The organism is Streptomyces sp. SX-6, from assembly GCF_059089585.1.
Window position 1 is genome coordinate 68,131 of sequence record NZ_JBTHHU010000018.1, and the last position, 19,638, is coordinate 87,768.

22 protein-coding genes and 1 riboswitch are annotated in these 19,638 nt (G+C 73.2%); of the genes, 14 read left to right on the forward strand and 8 right to left on the reverse strand.

Annotated elements, in window-relative coordinates; translation table 11 throughout:
- Positions 1 to 99: 99 nt before the first annotated feature.
- Positions 100 to 183: riboswitch (cobalamin riboswitch) on the reverse strand.
- Positions 184 to 320: 137 nt separating this feature from the next.
- Both ACV530_RS21875 and ACV530_RS21880 read right to left on the reverse strand, forming a co-directional pair.
- Positions 321 to 518, reverse strand: a complete 198-nt coding sequence (locus ACV530_RS21875; RefSeq protein ID WP_494334274.1) for a hypothetical protein — start codon at positions 516 to 518, stop codon at positions 321 to 323.
- Positions 519 to 531: 13 nt separating this feature from the next.
- Positions 532 to 1,773 (reverse strand): inorganic phosphate transporter, encoded by a 1,242-nt coding sequence (locus tag ACV530_RS21880; RefSeq protein ID WP_494334275.1) that lies wholly within the window; start codon positions 1,771 to 1,773, stop codon positions 532 to 534.
- A 112-nt stretch (positions 1,774 to 1,885) separates the two neighbouring features.
- On the opposite strand from ACV530_RS21880, the gene ACV530_RS21885 reads away from it, so the two are divergent.
- From ACV530_RS21885 to ACV530_RS21895, 3 genes are all read left to right on the forward strand, one after another.
- Positions 1,886 to 2,548, forward strand: a complete 663-nt coding sequence (locus ACV530_RS21885) for a class II aldolase/adducin family protein (protein WP_494334276.1) — start codon at positions 1,886 to 1,888, stop codon at positions 2,546 to 2,548.
- A 67-nt stretch (positions 2,549 to 2,615) separates the two neighbouring features.
- Positions 2,616 to 3,737: an alpha/beta hydrolase family protein gene (locus tag ACV530_RS21890; protein WP_494334277.1), complete on the forward strand. Its 1,122-nt coding sequence runs from the start codon at positions 2,616 to 2,618 to the stop codon at positions 3,735 to 3,737.
- Between the two features lie 110 nt (positions 3,738 to 3,847).
- Complete coding sequence (locus ACV530_RS21895; RefSeq protein WP_494334278.1) at positions 3,848 to 5,257, forward strand: hypothetical protein; 1,410 nt, start codon at positions 3,848 to 3,850, stop codon at positions 5,255 to 5,257.
- A gap of 35 nt (positions 5,258 to 5,292) precedes the next feature.
- Here the strand turns inward: ACV530_RS21895 and ACV530_RS21900 are convergent, their stop codons facing one another.
- Positions 5,293 to 5,715: a VOC family protein gene (locus ACV530_RS21900; RefSeq protein ID WP_494334279.1), complete on the reverse strand. Its 423-nt coding sequence runs from the start codon at positions 5,713 to 5,715 to the stop codon at positions 5,293 to 5,295.
- A 28-nt stretch (positions 5,716 to 5,743) separates the two neighbouring features.
- Positions 5,744 to 6,631 (reverse strand): KPN_02809 family neutral zinc metallopeptidase, encoded by an 888-nt coding sequence (gene ypfJ / locus ACV530_RS21905; RefSeq protein ID WP_494334280.1) that lies wholly within the window; start codon positions 6,629 to 6,631, stop codon positions 5,744 to 5,746.
- 293 nt (positions 6,632 to 6,924) lie between these two features.
- Between ypfJ and ACV530_RS21910 the strand changes: the two genes are divergently transcribed.
- From ACV530_RS21910 to amaP, 8 genes are all read left to right on the forward strand, one after another.
- On the forward strand, positions 6,925 to 8,523 hold the full coding sequence (locus tag ACV530_RS21910; protein WP_494334281.1) for an ABC-F family ATP-binding cassette domain-containing protein: 1,599 nt from the start codon (positions 6,925 to 6,927) through the stop codon (positions 8,521 to 8,523).
- Between the two features lie 399 nt (positions 8,524 to 8,922).
- Complete coding sequence (locus ACV530_RS21915; protein ID WP_344436970.1) at positions 8,923 to 9,144, forward strand: helix-turn-helix domain-containing protein; 222 nt, start codon at positions 8,923 to 8,925, stop codon at positions 9,142 to 9,144.
- A 114-nt stretch (positions 9,145 to 9,258) separates the two neighbouring features.
- The gene (locus ACV530_RS21920; RefSeq protein WP_494334282.1) at positions 9,259 to 10,050 is read left to right on the forward strand and encodes an enoyl-CoA hydratase/isomerase family protein; all 792 of its coding nucleotides are present in this window, start codon (positions 9,259 to 9,261) and stop codon (positions 10,048 to 10,050) included.
- Between the two features lie 117 nt (positions 10,051 to 10,167).
- The gene (locus ACV530_RS21925; RefSeq protein ID WP_494334283.1) at positions 10,168 to 10,629 is read left to right on the forward strand and encodes an Asp23/Gls24 family envelope stress response protein; all 462 of its coding nucleotides are present in this window, start codon (positions 10,168 to 10,170) and stop codon (positions 10,627 to 10,629) included.
- A 47-nt stretch (positions 10,630 to 10,676) separates the two neighbouring features.
- A complete protein-coding gene (locus ACV530_RS21930) occupies positions 10,677 to 10,913 on the forward strand; it encodes a hypothetical protein (RefSeq protein ID WP_494334284.1) in 237 nt (78 codons plus the stop codon).
- Between the two features lie 3 nt (positions 10,914 to 10,916).
- On the forward strand, positions 10,917 to 11,270 hold the full coding sequence (locus ACV530_RS21935) for an Asp23/Gls24 family envelope stress response protein (RefSeq protein ID WP_494334285.1): 354 nt from the start codon (positions 10,917 to 10,919) through the stop codon (positions 11,268 to 11,270).
- The gene (locus ACV530_RS21940) at positions 11,267 to 11,863 is read left to right on the forward strand and encodes a DUF6286 domain-containing protein (protein ID WP_494334286.1); all 597 of its coding nucleotides are present in this window, start codon (positions 11,267 to 11,269) and stop codon (positions 11,861 to 11,863) included. Before ACV530_RS21935 ends, ACV530_RS21940 begins: the two co-directional genes overlap by 4 nt.
- A gap of 3 nt (positions 11,864 to 11,866) precedes the next feature.
- Positions 11,867 to 12,484, forward strand: a complete 618-nt coding sequence (gene amaP / locus ACV530_RS21945; protein ID WP_494334287.1) for an alkaline shock response membrane anchor protein AmaP — start codon at positions 11,867 to 11,869, stop codon at positions 12,482 to 12,484.
- 317 nt (positions 12,485 to 12,801) lie between these two features.
- Here the strand turns inward: amaP and ACV530_RS21950 are convergent, their stop codons facing one another.
- The 4 genes from ACV530_RS21950 to ACV530_RS21965 all read right to left on the reverse strand — a co-directional run bounded on the left by ACV530_RS21950 (position 12,802) and on the right by ACV530_RS21965 (position 16,125).
- Positions 12,802 to 13,557, reverse strand: a complete 756-nt coding sequence (locus ACV530_RS21950; protein WP_494334288.1) for an SDR family oxidoreductase — start codon at positions 13,555 to 13,557, stop codon at positions 12,802 to 12,804.
- 5 nt (positions 13,558 to 13,562) lie between these two features.
- On the reverse strand, positions 13,563 to 14,402 hold the full coding sequence (locus ACV530_RS21955; RefSeq protein ID WP_494334289.1) for an SURF1 family cytochrome oxidase biogenesis protein: 840 nt from the start codon (positions 14,400 to 14,402) through the stop codon (positions 13,563 to 13,565).
- A 47-nt stretch (positions 14,403 to 14,449) separates the two neighbouring features.
- The gene (locus ACV530_RS21960; RefSeq protein ID WP_494334290.1) at positions 14,450 to 15,448 is read right to left on the reverse strand and encodes a DEDDh family exonuclease; all 999 of its coding nucleotides are present in this window, start codon (positions 15,446 to 15,448) and stop codon (positions 14,450 to 14,452) included.
- Between the two features lie 77 nt (positions 15,449 to 15,525).
- Positions 15,526 to 16,125, reverse strand: coding sequence for a TetR/AcrR family transcriptional regulator (locus tag ACV530_RS21965; RefSeq protein ID WP_494334291.1), 600 nt, complete (start codon positions 16,123 to 16,125; stop codon positions 15,526 to 15,528).
- A gap of 106 nt (positions 16,126 to 16,231) precedes the next feature.
- Between ACV530_RS21965 and ACV530_RS21970 the strand changes: the two genes are divergently transcribed.
- From ACV530_RS21970 to ACV530_RS21980, 3 genes are read left to right on the forward strand one after another with little or no spacing between them, the layout of a single operon-like run.
- On the forward strand, positions 16,232 to 17,047 hold the full coding sequence (locus ACV530_RS21970) for an acetoacetate decarboxylase family protein (protein WP_494334292.1): 816 nt from the start codon (positions 16,232 to 16,234) through the stop codon (positions 17,045 to 17,047).
- Positions 17,044 to 18,327, forward strand: coding sequence for an amidohydrolase family protein (locus tag ACV530_RS21975; RefSeq protein ID WP_494334293.1), 1,284 nt, complete (start codon positions 17,044 to 17,046; stop codon positions 18,325 to 18,327). Before ACV530_RS21970 ends, ACV530_RS21975 begins: the two co-directional genes overlap by 4 nt.
- Entirely contained in the window at positions 18,324 to 19,535 is a 1,212-nt protein-coding gene (locus ACV530_RS21980) for an amidohydrolase family protein (protein ID WP_494334294.1), read from the forward strand. The genes ACV530_RS21975 and ACV530_RS21980 overlap by 4 nt, the downstream gene beginning before the upstream one ends.
- The last annotated feature ends 103 nt before the right edge of the window (positions 19,536 to 19,638 follow it).

A 19,638-nucleotide genomic window follows, 5' to 3' on the forward strand; every position in this document is an offset into this window, starting at 1 on the left:
AGGGGCGGCGGGATGCGCTGGGCAGTGGTCGGCGGCGGCCGGGCATGGCTTCGGTCCTCACTCAGGGTCCGCGCCCTGGTTCGACGTGACCGGCGACCAGAGTTCCTGGCTCCCGGATGTGCGCGAGGGGTGCGCTCCCCGGTGACAGTGGCGGGACCGCGCCGGATTCTCACCGGCTTCCTCTGCGCTGTCGCCGTTTGGCCTCGGAAGTCCACCACGGCCCGCGAGGGGCCGTCAACTCGGTCTGAGCTGGGGTTCGTTCCCAAAGCAATGGCCCGGGGCAGTAACCCCGGGCCATAAGAAGGAGAGGAGAAGAGAGATCAGCCGACGATCAGGAAGATCCCGTACCCCACCGCTGCCGCGCACACGGCGTAGGACGCGTACGCACCGGTGCGGGCGAGCGCGGTCGCGCGGGAGGTGGTGCCGACGATGCCTAGGGTGAAGAGGCCCACCAGCCCGACGGTCATCACGAGGCTGATGCCGAAGACCTGGCCGAAGGCCGCCCAGTCGATGTGCATGACGGTTCTCCGATCAGCTCGCCGCGGCGGCGGGCTCGGGGGCGGGAGCGGGGGCGGGAGCGGCGGCCGTCGGGCCCGCCGGCGGCGGGGCGACGGTCTTGAGCGCGGCGGTCACCACGCCCACCGGCTCGGCCGGGGCGGGCTCGGTCGCGTCGACGGTGTTGACGGTGTCGTGCGTGACCGGCTTGCGGCGCGAGGCCAGCCAGATCGCACCGGAGACGGCGAGGCCCAGCACGGCGACCGCGGTGACGCCCCAGGTGCCCCGGTCGGCGAGGAGCGCGGCACCGGCGGCGACGAGGCCCGCGGCCGGGAGGGTCAGGCACCAGGCGATGACCATGCGGCCCGCGGTGGACCAGCGGACCACGCCGCCCTTGCGGCCGAGGCCGGCGCCCATGACCGCGCCCGAGCAGACCTGGGTGGTGGAGAGCGCGAAGCCGATGTGCGAGGAGGCGAGGATCACGGTCGCGGCACCGGTCTGGGCGGCGAAGCCCTGCGCCGGCTTGATGTCGGTGAGGCCCTTGCCGAGGGTCTGGATGATGCGCCAGCCGCCCAGGTAGGTGCCGGCCGCGATGGCGAGGCCCGCGGAGACGACGACCCACAGCGGCGGGTCGGAGTGCGGGGCGACGACGCCGCCGGTGACCAGCGCGAGGGTGATCACGCCCATGGTCTTCTGCGCGTCGTTGGTGCCGTGGGCCAGCGAGACCAGGGCGGCCGAGGCGATCTGCCCGGCGCGGTAGCCCTTGGCCGTCTCCCGCTCGTCGCGGCCCCGGGCCAGCCGGTAGGTGAGGCGGGTGGCGGCCGTGGCGGCGACGCCGGCCACGATCGGGGCGGCCACCGCCGGGACGAGGACCTTCATGACGACGGCGTCACCGTGGACGCCGTGGGTGCCGACCGAGACCAGCGTCGCGCCGATCAGGCCGCCGAAGAGCGCGTGCGAGGAGCTGGAGGGCAGACCCGCCAGCCACGTCAGCAGGTTCCAGACGATCGCGCCGACCAGTCCGGCGAAGATCACTTCCGGTCTGATCCCCGCGCTCTCGTCGATGATGCCCCCGGAGATCGTCTTGGCGACCTCCACGGAGAGGAACGCACCGACGAGGTTGAGCACCGCCGACATCGCCACCGCGGTCTTGGGCCTGAGAGCCCCGGTGGAGATGGTGGTGGCCATCGCGTTGGCCGTGTCGTGGAAGCCGTTCGTAAAGTCGAACACCAAGGCCGTGACGATCACGATCCCGATGAGAAGCGTGATGTGTTCCATTCACCCAGGCAATCAGTCCGGTGGTCAGTACGCGGCGACCGTAGGGACCGTGGGTGAACGGAAGGTGAACTGATGCAGGCTCGACGATGACGCGAACCGGAGGCAGTTACCGATGAAGGCGCACACGGAGCACGAGCGGATCCGCGAGGTATGGGCAGAAGTGCTGGCCACAGCGCGTCGCACCGTCTCCGACGGGTTGGTGGTGGGCACCTCCGGCAATGTGTCCGCCCGTGTCGGAGACGTGATCCTCGTCACGCCCAGCGGCGTCCCCTACGACCGGCTCGGCCCGGACGACGCCGTCGGCGTCGGCCTCGACGGCAGCCCGCGGTTCGGCGAGCTCGTCCCCACCAGCGAACTGCCCCTGCACCTCGCCGTCTACCGCACGACCGATGCCGCCGCCGTCGTGCACACCCACGCGGTCCACGCGACGGCCGTCTCCCTGCTCGTCGACGAGGTGCCGCCCGTCCACTACATGACCGCCGCGCTCGGCGGCCCCGTCCGCGTCGCCCCGTACGCCCCGTACGGCTCCGGGGAACTGGCCGAGGCCGCGCTGCGCGCCCTCGACGGACGCACCGGCTGCCTGCTGCGCAACCACGGCATGATCACCCACGGCGCGACCCTCGACCAGGCCTACGACCGCACCGCCCAGCTGGAGTGGATGTGCCGCGTCTGGCTCGCCGCCTCCGCGCTCCCCGGCCGCGGCCCGGCGCTGCTGACCGCCGCCCAGCTCGACGACGCCGCCGCCAGGCTGAGCGGGTACGGGCAGCACGGCTAGCGGGTACGGGCAGCACGGCTGAGGCCCCCGCTGGCCGATCCCCGGCACCGAGCCGACACTGGAACGGATGTCCCTGCGCAAGGCGGCCACGACAGCCGCCACCGTGATCGGCGCCGGGGCGGCAGCGCTGGCCGCCGGGCGGTACGCCGGTGACGCTGCGCTGAGGTTCCCGCCCGGCAGGCCGCTGCCCGGCGAGCCCCGGCTCACCGTCCACGCCACCGACGCGGACACCGTCACCCTCAGCCGCACCCCGGCCTCGGTGCGCCCGGGCACCTACGGGCTCGTCGGGCACGACCTGCACGCGATCGTCGGACCCGTCGTCGCGGACATCTCGCACCCCCACGACCGCGTCGTAAGGCACCTGGTGCGCGTCACCCATGGCGCCCTCGAGCAGGGCGTACGGGTCTGGCTCACCCCGCAGGTCCACGCGGGCGACCCGCACACCGCCCTCGGCATCGACCACACCGACGTCGAGGTGGAGGGCGAACTCGGGCCGCTGCCCGCCTGGTTCGTGCCGGGCGTCCGCGACACCTGGGTCATCGCGATGCACGGCCTGGGCACCACCCGCGAGCACCCCATGGTCGTCCTGCCGTTCCTCCAGCGCATGCGGCTCCCCGTGCTCGCCCCCGCCCACCGGGGCGACCCCGGGGCGCCGCCCGCGCTGGACGGCATCGGCCGGCTCGGCGCCGAGGAGTGGCACGACCTCGACGCCGCCATCGGCCACGCCGTGCGGGGCGGCGCCCGCCGGGTGGTCCTGCACGGCTGGTCGACCGGCGCCACCATGGCGCTGCTGGCCGCCCGCAACTCCCCGCTCAGCCACCGCGTCAGCGGGCTCGTCCTCGACTCCCCGGTGCTCGACTGGCCGGTCGCGCTGCGCGCCCTCGCCCGGCACCGGGTGCCCCGGATGCTGCTGCCCTGGGCCGTGCACGCGGCCCGGCACCGGGCCGGCCTCGACCCCGACGTGCTGCTCGCCGCCACCGACCCCGCCGCTCTGTCCGTCCCCGTCCTGATCCTGCACGGGCCCGACGACGCCGTCGCGCCCTGGCGGCACTCGCGCGAACTCGCCGCGCGCCGCCCGGACCTCGTCGGCCTGAGCACGGTGCGCGAGGCCCCGCACGCGGCGATGTGGAACGCGGATCCGCACCGCTACGAAGAGGCCCTGCGCCGCTTCCTGACGCCGCTCATGTAGGCCCCTGCCCGGTCCCCACCCGGCCCCTTTCCGGTCCCGACCAGGGGCCCGGCCGGCTGCATCGTCGATTCCGATTGGGTTTTCGGAGCGTGAACGGCAAGACTGCTCTTGTGACGTCCCGTACTCCGCGCGACTCCCGGCTCAGACTCGTTCCCCGACAACCGATCGCCGCCGCCCGCAGGGCCGTGGCGAACCGAGGTTCCCGGCCGGCACCACGCCCGCCGGTCGGCACCCCGTCCCGCCCGGAACTCGCCCGGCAGGCCAGAACGGGGCTCGCCGGCGCGGTCCGGCTGGCCCGCTGGGCGGCCGACGAGTGCGCCCGCGGCGTCCTGCCGCTGCCCGGTTCGGCCGGCGGATTCGGCGCGGCCGAGGCCGAGCGGGCCGCCGGAGCCCTGGGGCTGACGGCCCGCCAGGTGCGGGCCGACTGGGACCGGGCCCGCCTCGCCGGGCTCCTCGAACTGCACGGGGACACCGCCCGTCCCGGCTGGCGGCTGACCGCCTGGGACCGCGACGACAGCGCGGTGCTGCGCGGCTGGGTCGCCCTCTTCGACGCGTGGTCCCTCGCCCACCCCGAGCCCGCCGGCACCGACCCGACGGTCGCCGCCGAGGTGGTCGAGGCGGCTCCCCAGCTGCTGTCCGTCATGCACCTCTCGGCGGGCCCCGTCACGGTCGCGATGCTCCTCGACCTGCTCCAGCAGCGCGTCGCCGAGATCCGCGCCGAGCGCTGCGAGATCCCGTACGACGCCTGCCCGCCGCCCGACAGAGCCCCTGTGAGCGGTCCCGCCCCGGACAACGGCGACCCGCTCGCCGAGCTCCTCGGCTGGGCGCTCGAGGGCCTCGCCTCGGTGGGCGCGCTCAGCATGCGCGACGGCGCCGCCGTGCTGACCCCGCTCGGCAACTGGGCGGTGTGGGTCAAGCTCGAGCAGATCTGCGTGGCCGCCCAGAGCCCCGCCGGCAACATCGAGCTCGCCGCCGAGGCCATGCTGCGCGGCTGCGCCGACCTCAGCCCCGGACCGGCCCGCGCCGAGTACCGGGCCTGGCTCGCCGCCCGCCCCGTGCGCAGCGCCGTCGGCGAGCTGCTGGACGCCGCCCGGGGCGACGACGCCCTCGTCCGGGGCCTCGCCTTCGAGGCGCTGCGGGCGGTGGGCGCGCCCGCCGAGCCCGCCGTGCGCGCCGCCGTCGGCGAGCCGTGCCTGCGCCCGTACGCCCTGCTGTGGCTCGCCGAGCAGGAGGGGCACGACCCGGAGGAGGCGGCGGAGGCGCTCACCCGGGAAGAGGCGACCTGGCTGTGGGTGGACACCGCGGCCGCCGTCGCCGACCACGGGGAGAGCATGCTGCTGGTCCGCCACCTCGACTCGGCCGTCCAGGGCACGGTGCCCGGCCTGCTCGACGAGGTACGGGCCGTGGGGCACCCCCGCACCGTGCAGGTGCTCGTGGCCCTGGCCGCGGCGCACCCCGACCCGGCGCTCGCCAAGGCCATGCGCCGGGCGGCGTTCCAGGTGCACCGGGGCGGCAGCTGACGCGGTCCCGCCCGCCCGTCGCGCCCGCCCGGAGGTCAGCCGCTGACCTCCGGGCCGGACGGGGCGTACGTGCCGAAGCTCCACAGGTTGCCGCCGACGTCCCGGGCGAGGTAGTCGCGGGAGCCGTACTCCTGGTCCGTGGGCTCGGTCACGATCTCCGCGCCGTGCTGCCGGGCCCGTGCGCAGTGGGCGTCGGCGTCCTCGACGACGACATAGATCCCGGCGGGCCCGCGGCCCTCCATGGCCTGGGCGAACGCCCCGCCCCGGCCCGCGGAGCCGACCATCACCATGCCGTTGCCGTGGACCAGTTCGGCGTGCAGGACGGTGCCGTCCTCGCTCTCGTAGTACGCCGACTGCGTGAAGCCGAACGCCGTGATCAGCTGCTCGACCGCCGCCTTCGCGTCCTCGTACAGCAGCGTCGGGCAGATCGTCGGTCTCGCCACATGGACCTCCGGCATGGCGGTCACCTCTCTCGTGCGCTGACAGCTAGCGGAAGGTGTCGCAGCTCTTGACGTCACCCGTCCTGTACCCGGTGGTGAACCACTGCTGCCGCTGGGCGGCCGAGCCGTGGGTCCAGCTCTCGGGCGTCACCTTGCCCTGGAACTTCTCCTGGATGCGGTCGTCGCCGACCGCCGAGGCGGCGGACAGGCCGTCGTTGATGTCGGCCTGGTTCAGCTGCTTGAGCAGCGTCCGGCCGGACTTGTCGGGCGTCGTGGTCGCGTGGTGGGCCCAGACCCCCGCGTAGCAGTCGGCCTGGAGCTCGACCTTGACCGAGTTGCTGTTCGCGCCCGTCCTGCGGTCCTGGGAGCGGGCGAGCGTGCCGGCCAGGTTCTGGATGTGGTGCCCGTACTCGTGGGCCACGACGTACGCCTCGGCGAACGGGCCGCCGTGCGCGCCGAACTTGCTCCTCAGCTCGTTGAAGAACCCCAGGTCCAGATAGACCCGGTGGTCACCGGGGCAGTAGAACGGGCCGACGGCCGAGGTGGCGGGCCCGCAGGCCGTGGTGGTGCGGTCGGTGAAGAGCTTGGTCTGCGCGGGGCTGTAGGTCTTGCCGCGGCGGGCGAACTCCTGCTTCCAGAAGTCCTGGGCGCTGTTGACGACGGCGACGATGCGGCAGTCCTCCCGGGTGTTGGCGTCCTTGCCCTTCTTGCAGCTCTGGGAGACCTGCGAGTCGGTGCTCGCGCTCGCCTGCGGGCTCTGTTCTCCCGAGCTCAGCCCCAGCTCCTGCGGGCCGATGCCGAAGAAGAGCCCCGCTGCCAGGACGAGCAGTCCCACGATCCCGCCGCCGACCGTCAGCCCGCCGCCGGGGATGCGGCTGCCCCGCTCGTCGATCACCTGCGAGGTGTCCAGATCCGCATCGTCGTCGAACTGCATGTGCCCTCCGCCTCTCCGCGCCTGTCCGCGCCGCTCTGCTCAGGGCCCTTCACCCCGAGTATCCGTGAATGATCCCTTACGCGCCTTTTCCTTCCCGATTCCCTCCCGACGCGGGCGGTACCGGCTGCCGAGAGCCACTGCCCGGGGTCCGCGCCCGGAAAACCGGTTGCAGCGCACCGTTAGAATCGTCTTCATGGTTTCTCTCCTCGCGGATTAGACGGCGTCGCCCGCGCTCCGCGCGCGGCTCCTCGCGCCCCCGTCCCCGCCGTCCACCCTGCCCAGGAGTAGTTCCCTTGATCACCGCCACCGGCATCGAGCTGCGCGCCGGCGCACGCGTCCTCATCGAATCGGCCAGCTTCCGCATCGCCAAGGGCGACCGCGTCGGCCTCGTCGGCCGCAACGGAGCCGGCAAGACCACCCTCACCAAGTGCCTGGCCGGCGAGGGCATCCCCGCCTCCGGCACCATCACCCGCTCCGGCGAGGTCGGCTACCTCCCGCAGGACCCGCGCACCGGCGACCTCGACGTGCTCGCCCGCGACCGGATCCTCTCCGCCCGCGGTCTGGACTCCGTGCTGCGCAAGATGCGCGAGAACGAGGACCGGATGGCGAACGGCAAGGGCGCCACCCGCGAAAAGGCGATGAAGAGGTACGAGCGCCTGGAGACGGAGTTCCTCACCAAGGGCGGTTACGCCGCCGAGTCGGAGGCCGCGACCATCGCCGCCAGCCTCGGCCTGCCCGACCGCATCCTGACCCAGCCGCTGCACACCCTCTCCGGCGGCCAGCGCCGCCGCGTCGAGCTCGCCCGCATCCTCTTCTCGGACGCCGACACCCTGCTGCTGGACGAGCCCACCAACCACCTCGACGCCGACTCCATCGTCTGGCTGCGCGACTACCTCAAGACCTACCGCGGCGGCTTCATCGTCATCTCCCACGACGTCGACCTCGTCGAGACCGTCGTCAACAAGGTCTTCTACCTCGACGCCAACCGCTCGGTGATCGACGTCTACAACATGGGCTGGAAGCTCTACCAGCAGCAGCGCGAGGCCGACGAGAAGCGCCGCAAGCGCGAGCGGCAGAACGCGGAGAAGAAGGCCGCCGCCCTCAACGCCCAGGCCGACAAGATGCGCGCCAAGGCCACCAAGACCGTCGCCGCGCAGAACATGGCCCGCCGCGCCGAGAGGCTGCTGTCCGGCCTGGAGGCCGCGCGCGTCTCCGACAAGGTCGCCAAGCTCCGCTTCCCCGATCCCGCGCCCTGCGGCAAGACCCCGCTGATGGCCGAGGGGCTGTCCAAGTCCTACGGCTCGCTGGAGATCTTCACCGACGTCGACCTGGCCATCGACAGGGGCTCCCGCGTCGTCATCCTCGGCCTCAACGGCGCCGGCAAGACCACGCTGCTGCGCCTGCTCGCCGGTACCGAGAAGCCCGACACGGGCAAGGTCTCCCCGGGACACGGGCTCAAGCTGGGCTACTACGCGCAGGAGCACGAGACGCTCGACCCGGACCGCACGGTCCTGGAGAACATGCGCTCCTCCGCACCCGACCTGGACCTGGTCGAGGTCCGCAAGGTCCTGGGCTCCTTCCTGTTCTCCGGCGACGACGTCGACAAGCCCGCGGGCGTCCTCTCCGGCGGCGAGAAGACCCGCCTCGCCCTGGCCACGCTGGTCGTCTCGTCCGCCAACGTCCTGCTGCTGGACGAGCCCACCAACAACCTCGACCCCGCCAGCCGCGAGGAGATCCTCGGCGCCCTGCGCACCTTCACGGGCGCGGTGGTGCTGGTCACGCACGACGAGGGCGCGGTCGACGCCCTCGAGCCCGAGCGCATCATCCTGCTCCCGGACGGCATCGAGGACCTGTGGGGCCCGGACTACGCGGATCTGGTCGCCCTCGCCTGACCGGTGCGCCTGACCGGTGCGCCCGGGCGCTGCGCCCTGGCACAGCGCCCGATCGGAGCGCTTGATCGGTACGGTCCCGATCATTCGGCCGATGTGTGATCCTTCATCTGAGTGAGAAGGGCTCATACCCCGGTGTGGCAGAACGCTCCGGCGCACGCACCGCGCCGAGCGGCGGCCTCCGTTTGCTCCTGCGCCTCCCAGGTCACCCCTGACCTGCCACTTCGTCCCGCCACCCGTACGGCCGTACGGTTCAAAAGCGCTGGAATCGCCTGTTCCCGGGGCCCTCGTCGGGCGGCCGGGCGGAAACCTTCTGTCATCGACCTTGCCGAATGGGTGGCCAGGATCCCGGCTAGGGGTGATCATGAGAGCCAAAGGCGCATCTCCCACGAGGAGGCACGGGTGGCCGAGACTCTGAAGAAGGGCAGCCGGGTGACCGGCGCCGCGCGCGAGAAGCTCGCGGCAGACCTGAAGAGGAAGTACGACTCCGGTGCGAGCATCAGGGCGCTGGCCGAAGAGACCGGCCGCTCCTATGGCTTCGTTCATCGGATGCTCACCGAATCCGGCGTGGTCTTGCGGGGTCGCGGCGGAGCAACACGCGGCAAGAAGGCCGCTTCGGTCTGACGTCGCGCGCCTGTCCGAGCACGTATGGGCAGTGCCACCCGGTCGGCCCAGCCGCCGGCCGGGTGGTTACTGTGCAGTCACATAAGAGCGACTGCAGCCGATTCGGAGGCTCCCATGACCGGCCCCAGGGCCCTGCTCGACCAGGACGGCGTACGGCTCACCGTGGATGACACGGTCGCCACGATCACGCTCACCAACGCCGCGAAGCGCAACGCCCAGTCGCCCGCCCTGTGGCGGGCACTGACCGAGGCGGGGCGGCTGCTGCCGGGGAACGTACGGATCGCGGTGCTCCGCGGCGAGGGCAAGTCCTTCTCCGCGGGCCTCGACCGGCAGGCGTTCACGCCCGAGGGCTTCCCGGGCGAGCCGTCGTTCCTCGATCTGGCGCGCGGTTCGGACGAGGCGCTGGACGCGGAAATCGCCGCGTACCAGGAGGCGTTCACGTGGTGGCGGCGCAATGACCTCGTCTCCATAGCCGCGGTGCAGGGCCATGCGATCGGTGCGGGCTTCCAGCTCGCGCTCGCCTGCGATCTGCGGGTGTGCGCGGACGACGCGCAGTTCGCGATGCGCGAGACCAGCCTGGGCCTGGTCCCCGACCTCACCGGTACGCACCCGCTCGTGTCCCTGGTCGGGTACGCCCGGGCGCTGGAGATCTGCGCCACCGGGCGCTTCGTCCACGCGGCCGAGGCCGAACGGATCGGCCTGGCCAACATCGTCGTGCCGGTCTCCGAACTCGCCGCGGCCACGGACGACTTGACCGCAGCCCTGCTGGCCGCACCGCGCGACGCGGTCATCGAGACCAAGGCCCTGCTGCGGGGTGCCTCCGGCCGCACGTACGAGGAGCAGCGGGAAGCCGAACGCGCGGCCCAGGCCCGCCGGTTGCGTGATCTGGCGGGCGTCGAGCGGTAACGAGCCCGGCGGCCCCGGTCGGCCGCACAAGCCCGCGAACATCGGCCCGCCAGGGCCTAAGGTGTCAAAAGGACCGTTGAACGTTTTTCCTTCCCATCGGAAGAGAGGCGATCGACCATGACCGACACCCCGCGGCAGAACCGGGCCGAGAAGGCGGGCGGCCCGGAGGGCCCGGCCAAGGAGCCCCCGGTCCCGCCCGCCGACCGCGGCCGCACCACCATCGCCGACGGCGTCGTCGAGAAGATCGCCGGGCTCGCGGCCCGCGAGGTGCTCGGCGTCCATGCCATGGGCAGCGGCCTCGCCCGCACCTTCGGCGCCGTCCGCGACCGCGTGCCCGGCGGCAGGTCGCTGACGCGCGGGGTGAAGGCGGAGGTCGGCGAGGTCCAGACCGCGCTCGATCTGGAGATCGTCGTGGATTACGGGGTGGCCATCGCGGATGTGGCCCGCGCCGTGCGGGAAAACGTCATCACGGCGGTGGAGCGCATGACCGGCCTGGAGGTCGTCGAGGTCAACATCGCCGTCAGCGACGTCAAGCTGCCGGACGAGGAGGAGGAAGAACCGGCGCCGAGGATCCAGTGACCGAGCGGACCCAGTGACAGGCAGGGGGCCGGACCATGGAGGATCGCATGAGCATGGCGGTGGTCGGGCTGATTGCCGGCATGGCGCTCGGATTCGCCGGGTACTTCGGCGGCTTCGGGGCTTTTCTGCTGGTGGCGGCGTTGGGCGCCATCGGGTTCGTCGCGGGCCGGTTCCTCGACGGGGACCTCGAGCCCGGCGACTTCTTCCGGCCGCGCGACCGGGACCGCGACCGGGATCGGGACAGCGGCCGTGACCGGGACCGCGAGCGCGGACGGCGGCGGTAGGAGATGGGGGAGGCGCACGCCGTGGAGCCCGCCGAGCGCGGGGCCACGCACATCGCCGACCGCGTCGTGGCGAAGATCGCCTCGCAGGCGGCGCGCGAGGCGCTCGCGGACGCGGCCGGGGAGGGCCATGCACCTCCTCACGCGTCCGTGGTCGTGCACGACGGCTCCGCGCGGGTACGCCTTTCCGTGGAGCTCGGTTATCCGACGGACATCGGCGCCAGGTGCCGTGCCGTACGCCGCCAAGTCGCCGAGCGGCTCGGGGCGTTGGCGGGCATGACGGTGCCGGAGGTGGTGATCACGGTGGAGCGGCTGCACTCGCCGTACACGGACCGCGCGGGCGCGGAGCGGGTGCGATGAGCGGGCCCGAGTCGCCCATGTCGCCCGTGTCGTTGGAGAAGCCCCCTCCGCAACGCGCCCGCCGCTTCTGGTCGGCCCGGCGCGTGCCCGCGGCGCTGGCCGCCGTTGCGGTGCTGTGCGTCTCCGGGATCTTCCTCTACGACGTGGCGTCGGTACGGGCGGAGCGCCCCGCCATGGGCTGGCGCCGGCGGCTCGCCCATGAGCTGGCCACCCGTCCGCTCGGCGACGGCTGGATCATCGGCGGCGCCGTGGCGGCCGTGCTGCTGGGCGCCTGGCTGATCGTGCTGGCGGCCACGCCCGGGCTGCGGGGCATCCTGCCGATGCGGCGCGGGACGCCCGACGTACGGGCCGGCATCGACCGCAGGGCGGTGGCGCTCGTGCTCCGCGACCGGGTGACGGAGGTGGCCGGGGTGCGGTCCGTACGGGCCGACGTGGGCCGCCGCGTCATCCGGATCCGCGCGGACTCCCACTTCCGCGACCTGGCCGACGTGAGGGCGGACGTCGACGCCGTACTGGCCGACCAGGTACGGCAGTTGGGGCTCGCCCGGGAGCCGGTCCTGTCCGTGCGGGTGCAGCGTGCGGCGAGGCGGTGACCGGTGCTGAGGACCGTCAACCGGGTGCTGGTCGGGCTGGCCGGTGTGGTGCTGGTGGCACTCGGGGCCGCGGTGCTGATCGGGGCGCTCGGCCTTCCGCGGCACTGGGACTTCTCGCTGCCCTCCGCGTGGCCCTTCGGCGGCCCCGACGACGTGCTGCTGAGCGCCGCCGACCGCCGCAGGTGGCGGGACCGCGGCTGGTGGTGGCCCTTGGCGATCGGCGTGCTCGCTGTGGTGATGCTGCTCGCCCTGTGGTGGCTGCTCGCGCAGCTGCGGCAGCGCAGGCTGCGCGAGGTGGCCGTCGACTGCGGGGACGGGGATGGGGGCGGGGACGGGGTGAGGGCGGTGGTGCGCGGCCGGGCGCTGGAGGAGGCGCTGGCGGCGGAGGCGGGGGCGCTGGACGGGGTCGACCACGCGCTCGTCACGCTTGTCGGCGGCCGCCGTACGGGGCCGGAGGTGCGGGTCGTCCTGACCTTGGCGCCGCATGCGGTGCCGGTGGAGGCGTTGCGCTTGCTGCGGGCGGAGGCGTTGAGGCATGCCCGCGGTTCGGCGGGCCTGGCCCGCCTGCCGGCGGAGGTCCGCCTGCGTGCGGTCCGCCACGATGCGGAGCGGGTGGGGTGAGGGTGCCTCTGCCCCGGCCCCGCCCTCTCGCCGTCTCCCGGGGCTCCGCCCCGGGCCCCGTTTCGGGGGCTTCGCCCCCGGGCCCCCGCAACGCGGCTTCGCCGCGTTGGTCCTCAAGCGCCGGACGGGCTGGAATGTCGGGGCCGCCCTGAAAATCCAGCCCGGCCCGGCACTATCAAGCCCGTCCGGCGTTTGAGGACGAGCGGCGGAGCCGCGACAAGCGGGGTCTGGGGCGCAGCCCCAGGATCGGGGTCCGGGGGCGGAGCCCCGGGAGGCGGCGAGAGGGTGGGACCGGGGCACAGACACCACCCCGACCCTCAGAACCCGCGCGCCGCACCCCCATCCACCGGCAACATCACACCCGTCAGATACGACGCCGCAGGCGACAGCAGAAACGCCGCACACCGCCCGAACTCCTCCGGAGTCCCGTACCTCCGCAACGGAATCCCCTCCGAGTGCCGGGCCCGTGCCTCGCCCGGGTCGCCGGACAGCGCATCGAGTTCCCGCACACGATCCGTGTCGATGCGACTGGGCAGCAGGCCCACGACCCGGATACCGCGCGGCCCCAGCTCCACCGAAAGGGACTTCGCGAATCCGGCGAGCCCCGGGCGCAGCCCGTTGGAGATGGTCAGGCCGGGGATCGGCTCGTGGACGGAGGCCGACAGGACGAAGCCGATCACCCCGCCCTCGGAGAGCTCCGCGGTGGCCGCGCGGGCCAGCCGGACGGCGCCGAGGTGGACGGACTCGAAGGCGGCCCGCCACTGGTCGTCGTCGATGTCGGCAGCCGCCCCGGCCGGCGGCCCGCCGACGCTGATGAGGATGCCGTCGAAGCGCCCGAAGCGCTCGCGCGCGGTGGCGACGAGCCGCGCCGCGGCCGCGGGGTCGGCATTGTCCGCGCCCACCCCCACGGCCCCGCCACCGAGTTCCGCCGCCGCGGCCTCCGCGGCCTTCGCATCCCGCCCGGAGATCACCACACGGGCCCCGTCGGCGACGAGCTCGCGGGCCGCGGCATGGCCCAGCCCCCGGCTCGCGCCGGTCAGTACGTACACCCGGTCCTTGAGTCCAAGATCCATGCGGGTCAGTCTGCCGTGGCGGGCCCCGATGCGGCAGGGGCTGGGGCGGACTCGCCCTCCGCATCGGCCGCATCCGCATCCGCATCGGCCGCAGCCGCCGCCGCGGCCAGCTGGTCGCGGCGCTCGCGGCGGACCAGGATGACCCAGCCGACCGGCACGAACGCGGAGAACAGCCACCACTGCACCGCATACGCCATGTGGTTGCCGATGCTGCTGTGGTCCGGCGCGGAGATGACCTCCGGCTGGCGGTCGGACGTAGGGGACACCAGCTCGATGTAGCCGCCGAGCAGCGGCCGGTGCAGCTGCTCGGCCTGCCGCTCGCTGTTGATGAGCATCACCATGCGGTCCGGCAGACCCTTGGTGTCCTTGATGCCACTGCTGCGCGTGGTCTCGTCGGCCCGCAGCCGCCCGGTCACGGCGATCTTGCCGGACGGAGCGGCCGGAACGTCGGGGAACTTCAGCTGCCCGCCGTCGGCCGGGACCCAGCCGCGGTTGACGAGCGCCGTGGCACCGTTGTCCAGCACCAGCGGCGTGACCACCATGAAGCCGGACTTGCCCGAGTCGTCGGTCCGGTAGCGGACCGCGACCGTGTCCTTGGCGTCGAACGTGCCGGTGGCCGTGACCTGGCGCCACACGTTCTCGTGCGGCACGTCACGGCCGGGCGCGCTGAGTTCGGTGACGGGCACGGGGTCCTTGGAGAGCGTGCGGCCGATCTGGTTGTTGCGCGCGACCCGGGACTCGTGGCGGTGCAGTTGCCAGAAGCCCAGTTTGATCATCACCGGGATCAGGACGAGCCCCACGAGCGTGAGGATCACCCACTGCCGGGTCAGCAGGAAGCGGTACACAGCGTTCGACGGTACCTGGTGCGCTCGGCCGCCTCTCCGGCAACCCCCTACGCGCCGCCGCCCGCCGGGGTCACATGGGAGAGCAGCTGTATGAAGGCGGCCTCGTCGACCACGGGCGTCCCGAAGGAACCGGCCTTGACGACCTTGGACGTGGTGGAGTCCGGGTCGTTGGTGACCAGCAGGCTGGTGAGGCGGGAGATGCTCGTCGCGACGTGCAGCCCGGCCTCCGTGGCCCGGTCCTCCAGCAGCTCCCGGTCGATGGAGGTGTCACCCGAGAACGCGACCCGCATGCCCTGAATGAGCTGTTTGCCCGGTTCATAGCGGCCGGGGTTGGGGTGCGGGCACGCGGGCCGCCGACGGCTGGGCCGCCAGGTCCCCGACCCCGACCGGTAGGACGGCTGGTAGCCGATCGCCGGACGGGCGGCGGCCGACGGGCCGTCCGACCACTCCATCAGCGGCTGGCACGCCAGCAGCGGCAGCCGGATCCCCGACGCGGCCGCCAGCTCCAGGCTGGGCCGGAACGCCTCCGCGAGCACCCGGGCGTCGTCCAGCGCGTGGTGCGCCCGCTGCTGGACCACGCCGTAGTGCGCAGCCAGGGACTCCAGCTTGTGGTTGGGCAGCGGCAGCCCCAGCTCCTTGGACAGCGCGATCGTGCACAGCCGTTGACGCACCGGGGCCTCGGCCGCCGCCCGGGCGTACTCACGGGCGATCATCGACCAGTCGAAGGCCGCGTTGTGCGCCACCAGCACCCGGCCCTCGAGCCGCTCGGCAAAATCGCCCGCGATCTCCTTGAACAGCGGCGCGTCCGCGAGGACTTCGGAGGTCAGCCCGTGGATCCACACCGGACCGGGATCGCGCTCGGGGTTGACCAGCGTGTACCACGTGTCCTGCACCCGGCCCCGGGTGTCCAGCTGATACACGGCAGCCGACACTATCCGGTCGTCCCGGGCGAGCCCGGTGGTCTCCACGTCGACGACCGCGTATCCCTCCGGATACGCGGCCGGCCACGAGGTGGGCGATGCGGCTGCGGTGCGGTCTTCGAGCATGGTCACAGAGCTTACGGGCCCCCACTGACAACGAGGGTCCCGGGACCATGCGGCGGGTACGGATGTTGACCACCGTCCTATGCCTGCCCGTCCAGCAGCGCCTCCACCAGAGCCCGCACCGACACCTCGAACAGCCGCCCGGGATCCGGCGGTCGGGCCAGGGCGCGCTCCAGGGCCGGGTCCCCGCTGTCCGCCCCGGCGGCGGGGACGGCGGGCCGGGGACCGGGCCCCCGCTCCATGGCGCGCTCGACCAGGACGGAGCCGACGACCTGGAACTCCACCGCCCGCACCGCCTCGACCGCCCGCGCCCCGCGCAGCCCGGCGGCACGGACCTCGCGCAGCAGGGCCTCGCGCGCTGGCCGGAACAGCCGCTCCGTGAGCCCCCGTTCATGGACCAGCGCAATCAGGTGCGGGCGGGCGCACAGTTCACGGCGGAGCGCGCGGGCGATCGAGACGATGCGCGTGCGCGGCGTGCGCCCCGTGGAGTGGATCGCGACGAACTCCAGGAGCGTGTGCTCCACGAGCGCTTCCAGGAGCGCCTCCCGGTTGCCGACGTGCCAGTAGATGGAGGTGACGGCCGTCCCCAGCTCCCCGGCCAGCGCGCGCATCGTCAGCGCTCGTGGACCGCGCTCGCGCACCAGGCGGGCGGCGACGTCCAGGATCTCCTCACGCGTCATGGCCGTCGGTCCCCCCCAACTTCCCTGCGTGCAAGGGTCTTTACCCTTCCCGCAAGCCGCTGTAACCCTGTTACAGACGCAGCCTCGACAGGAAGCGGGTTACGGGATGACACGCGTACGGTACGGCCCGCGCGACGCGGAGGAGATCCGGGCGGCCGGCAGGGCGGCGGTCCCGGAGGTCTGGTCCACGGGGGTGGTCGCGCTCTGGGAGAGCGACCCGGAGGCGGTGGCGTCCGTGCTGCCGCCCCCGCTCGAGCCCGCCGGGCGCGCGCTCGTCCGCGCCTCCATCGGCACAGTCGCCCTGCACGGCAGCCCGCTGGGCGCCGGATCGGTGTCGGTGGCCGCGCGCCACGACGGGCACGACGGCTGGTACCCGCTGGTGATGCCCATGACACACGAGCGCGCCCTCACCGGCGGGCGCGAGGTGTTCGGCGAGCCGAAGAAGCTCGGCGAGGTGACCGTCGAGCGCGACGGTCTGGTCGTCCGGGCGGCCATGGCCCGGCACGGCATCGCTTTCGTCGAGGTGCGCGGCGCGGTCAACGGGGTGCTGCCGCTGCCGCCGGTGCGCGAACGGCTCGACTTCCAGTTCAAGTTCCTGCCCGGCGTCGAGGGCGAGGGCTTCGACGTCGCCCCGCTGCTCGTCCACTGCACCCGCACCGAGCGGGTGCGCAAGCTGGAATCGGTCACCGGCGACGTGGTGCTGCGCGAGTCGATGTACGACCCGGTCGCCGATCTCCCGGTGCGCCGCCTCGTGGAGATCACCCTGGGGGAGCGCGCGACCGTACAGCGTGGGCGCGTGGTCGCACAGGTCAGCGCGCAGGACCTGCTGCCGTACATCCATCAGCGCTACGACGACGTCCAGCAGATCCTCGACCGGCCGCCCGAGAACCGGCCGCCCAACACCTTACGGAGCGCCCGATGATCCGTCGCGACCCGTACCTCGTCATCTCCTCCGACTGCCACGCAGGGCTCCCCACCGAGGAGTACCGGCCGTACCTCGAGCACCGCTTCCACCGCGCCTTCGACGACTTCCTCGGACAGCGCGCCGCCCGCCGCGAGGAGATGACACGGCTCGGCGTACGCAACGAGGCGTTCGCCACGACCTGGTTCGAGGAACACGAGGAGGGCCTGCGCGGCGGCTGGGACCCGGCGCAGCGGATCAAGGAGCTGGACGGCGACGGCGTGGCCGGCGAGGTCGTCTTCCCGGACGCCGACGCCGTGGACAGCCGTACCGCCGCGCCCTTCGGCGTCGGCCTCGGCCTCTCCGGCGACCACGACCCCGTACTCGGCATGGCAGGAGCACGCGCCCACAACCGCTGGCTCGCCGACTTCTGCGCGCAGCACCCCGAACGGCACTGCGGCGTCGCCCTGCTGCCCGTCACCGCCGGGACGGAGGAGGTCGTCGCCGAGATCCGCCGCGCCAGGGAGTCCGGGCTCGGCGCGCTGATGATCCCGGCCATGTGGGCCGGCAACGCCCCGTACCACGACCGGAGTTACGACCCCGTCTGGGCTGCCGCCGCCGAGGCGCGCATGCCGCTGCTCACCCACTCCGGCGCCACGCCGCGCCACGAGTACGGCGACCACCTCGGCATCTACGTCACCGAGGTGACCTGGTGGCCCGCCCGCCCCCTGTGGTTCCTGCTGTGGTCCGGGGTCTTCGAGCGCCACCCGGGCCTGCGGTTCGGCATCGCCGAGTCGGGCTGCTGGTGGCTGCCGAACCTGCTGTGGTTCATGGACCGCCTCTACCTCGGCGCGCACGGCGGCAAGAAGCTGTCGCCCTTCGCCGGGCTGAACCGCCCGCCGCACGAATACCTCGACCGCAACGTCTTCGTCTGCGCCACCAATACCAAACGGCGCGAGCTGGCCCAGCGCTACGAGATCGGGGTCGGCAACATCCTGTGGGGCTCCGACTTCCCGCACCCCGAGGGCACCTGGCCCGCGACCCGGCAGTGGCTGCGCCGCACCTTCCACGACATCCCCGTCACCGAGACCCGGCGCATGCTCGGCCTCTCCGCCGCCGAGGTCTTCGGCTTCGACACGGCCGTACTGACCCCGCTGGCCCGCCGCATCGGCCCGACGCCGGACGACCTCGGCCAGCCCGAGGACCAGCGGGCCGTCGAGGCGTCGTGGGCGCGGTCGCGTACGACCGGACGGCACTGGCTCACCGGCGAGGACTTCCCGTGCGTAGGGACCGGGGCATGAGGCGGTACACCGTCATCTCCGCCGACTGTCACGCCGGGGCCGATCTTCCCGACTACCGGCCCTACTTGGAGCGCGGGCACCACGACGCCTTCGACGCCTGGGCGGCGACCTACGTCAACCCGTACGAGGACCTGCTCGCCGACTCCGCCGACCGGAACTGGAACTCCGGCCGCCGCCTCGCCGAGCTCGAGGCCGACGGCATCGTCGCCGAGGTGGTGTACCCCAACACCATCCCGCCCTTCTTCCCCAGCGCCTCCCTGGTCGCCCCCACGCCCACCCGCGAGGAGTACGCGCTGCGCTGGGCGGGCCTGCGCGCCCACAACCGCTGGCTCGCCGACTTCTGCGCGCTCGCGCCGGGCCGGCGGGCCGGCGTCGCCCAGGTCCTGCTCGGTGACGTGGACGAGGCCGTACGCGAAGTGCGCCGCACGAAGGCCGCCGGGCTCACCGGCGGCATCCTGCTGCCCGGCACCCCGCCCGGCTGCGGCCTGCCCGAGCTCCACTCCGACGTCTACGACCCGCTCTGGGCGGTGTGCGCCGAACTCGGCGTCCCCGTCAACCACCACGGCGGCTCCGCCTCCCCGCCGCTCGGCGACGAACCGGCCGCGCGTGCGGTGTTCATGGTCGAGACGACCTGGTTCTCCCACCGCGCCCTGTGGCACCTCGCCTTCGGCGGCGCCTTCGAGCGCCACCCGGACCTGCGGTTCGTCCTCACCGAACAGGGTTCCGGCTGGATCCCGGGCGTGCTCGGCACGCTCGACTACTACCACCGGCGGCTCGCCGTACCGCGCGGGCAACTGGACTCGACGGAAGCCAAGTTCGGCGCCGGCCTGGCGGTCCGGGCGCCGAGCGCGTACTGGCGGGACAACTGCTTCGTCGGCGCGAGCTTCATGCGCCCGAGCGAGGTGCCGCTGCGGCACCGCATCGGCGTCGACAAGATCATGTGGGGCAGCGACTACCCGCACGACGAAGGGACGTACCCGTACACGAGGGAGGCCCTGCGCGCGGCGTACGCGGGCCTGCCGCACGACGAGATCGCGGCGATGGCGGGCGGCAACGCGGCCCGCGTCTACGGCTTCGACCTGGAATTCCTCGACCGGATCGCGGCCCGGGTCGGCCCGGCGGCCGAGGAACTCGCACAGCCGCTGACCGAACCCCCGGCCGACGCGACGAGCCCCGCCTTCGCGGGGGCGCCGGTACGGGCGTGGTGAGCGTTCCGCTGAACGGAACGCCGCTGTTCTCCGCGACGACCCGGCAGCACACTGATCCCTGCTCGCACGCAGCAAAGGGGGATCGGCCATGCCATCGGTCATG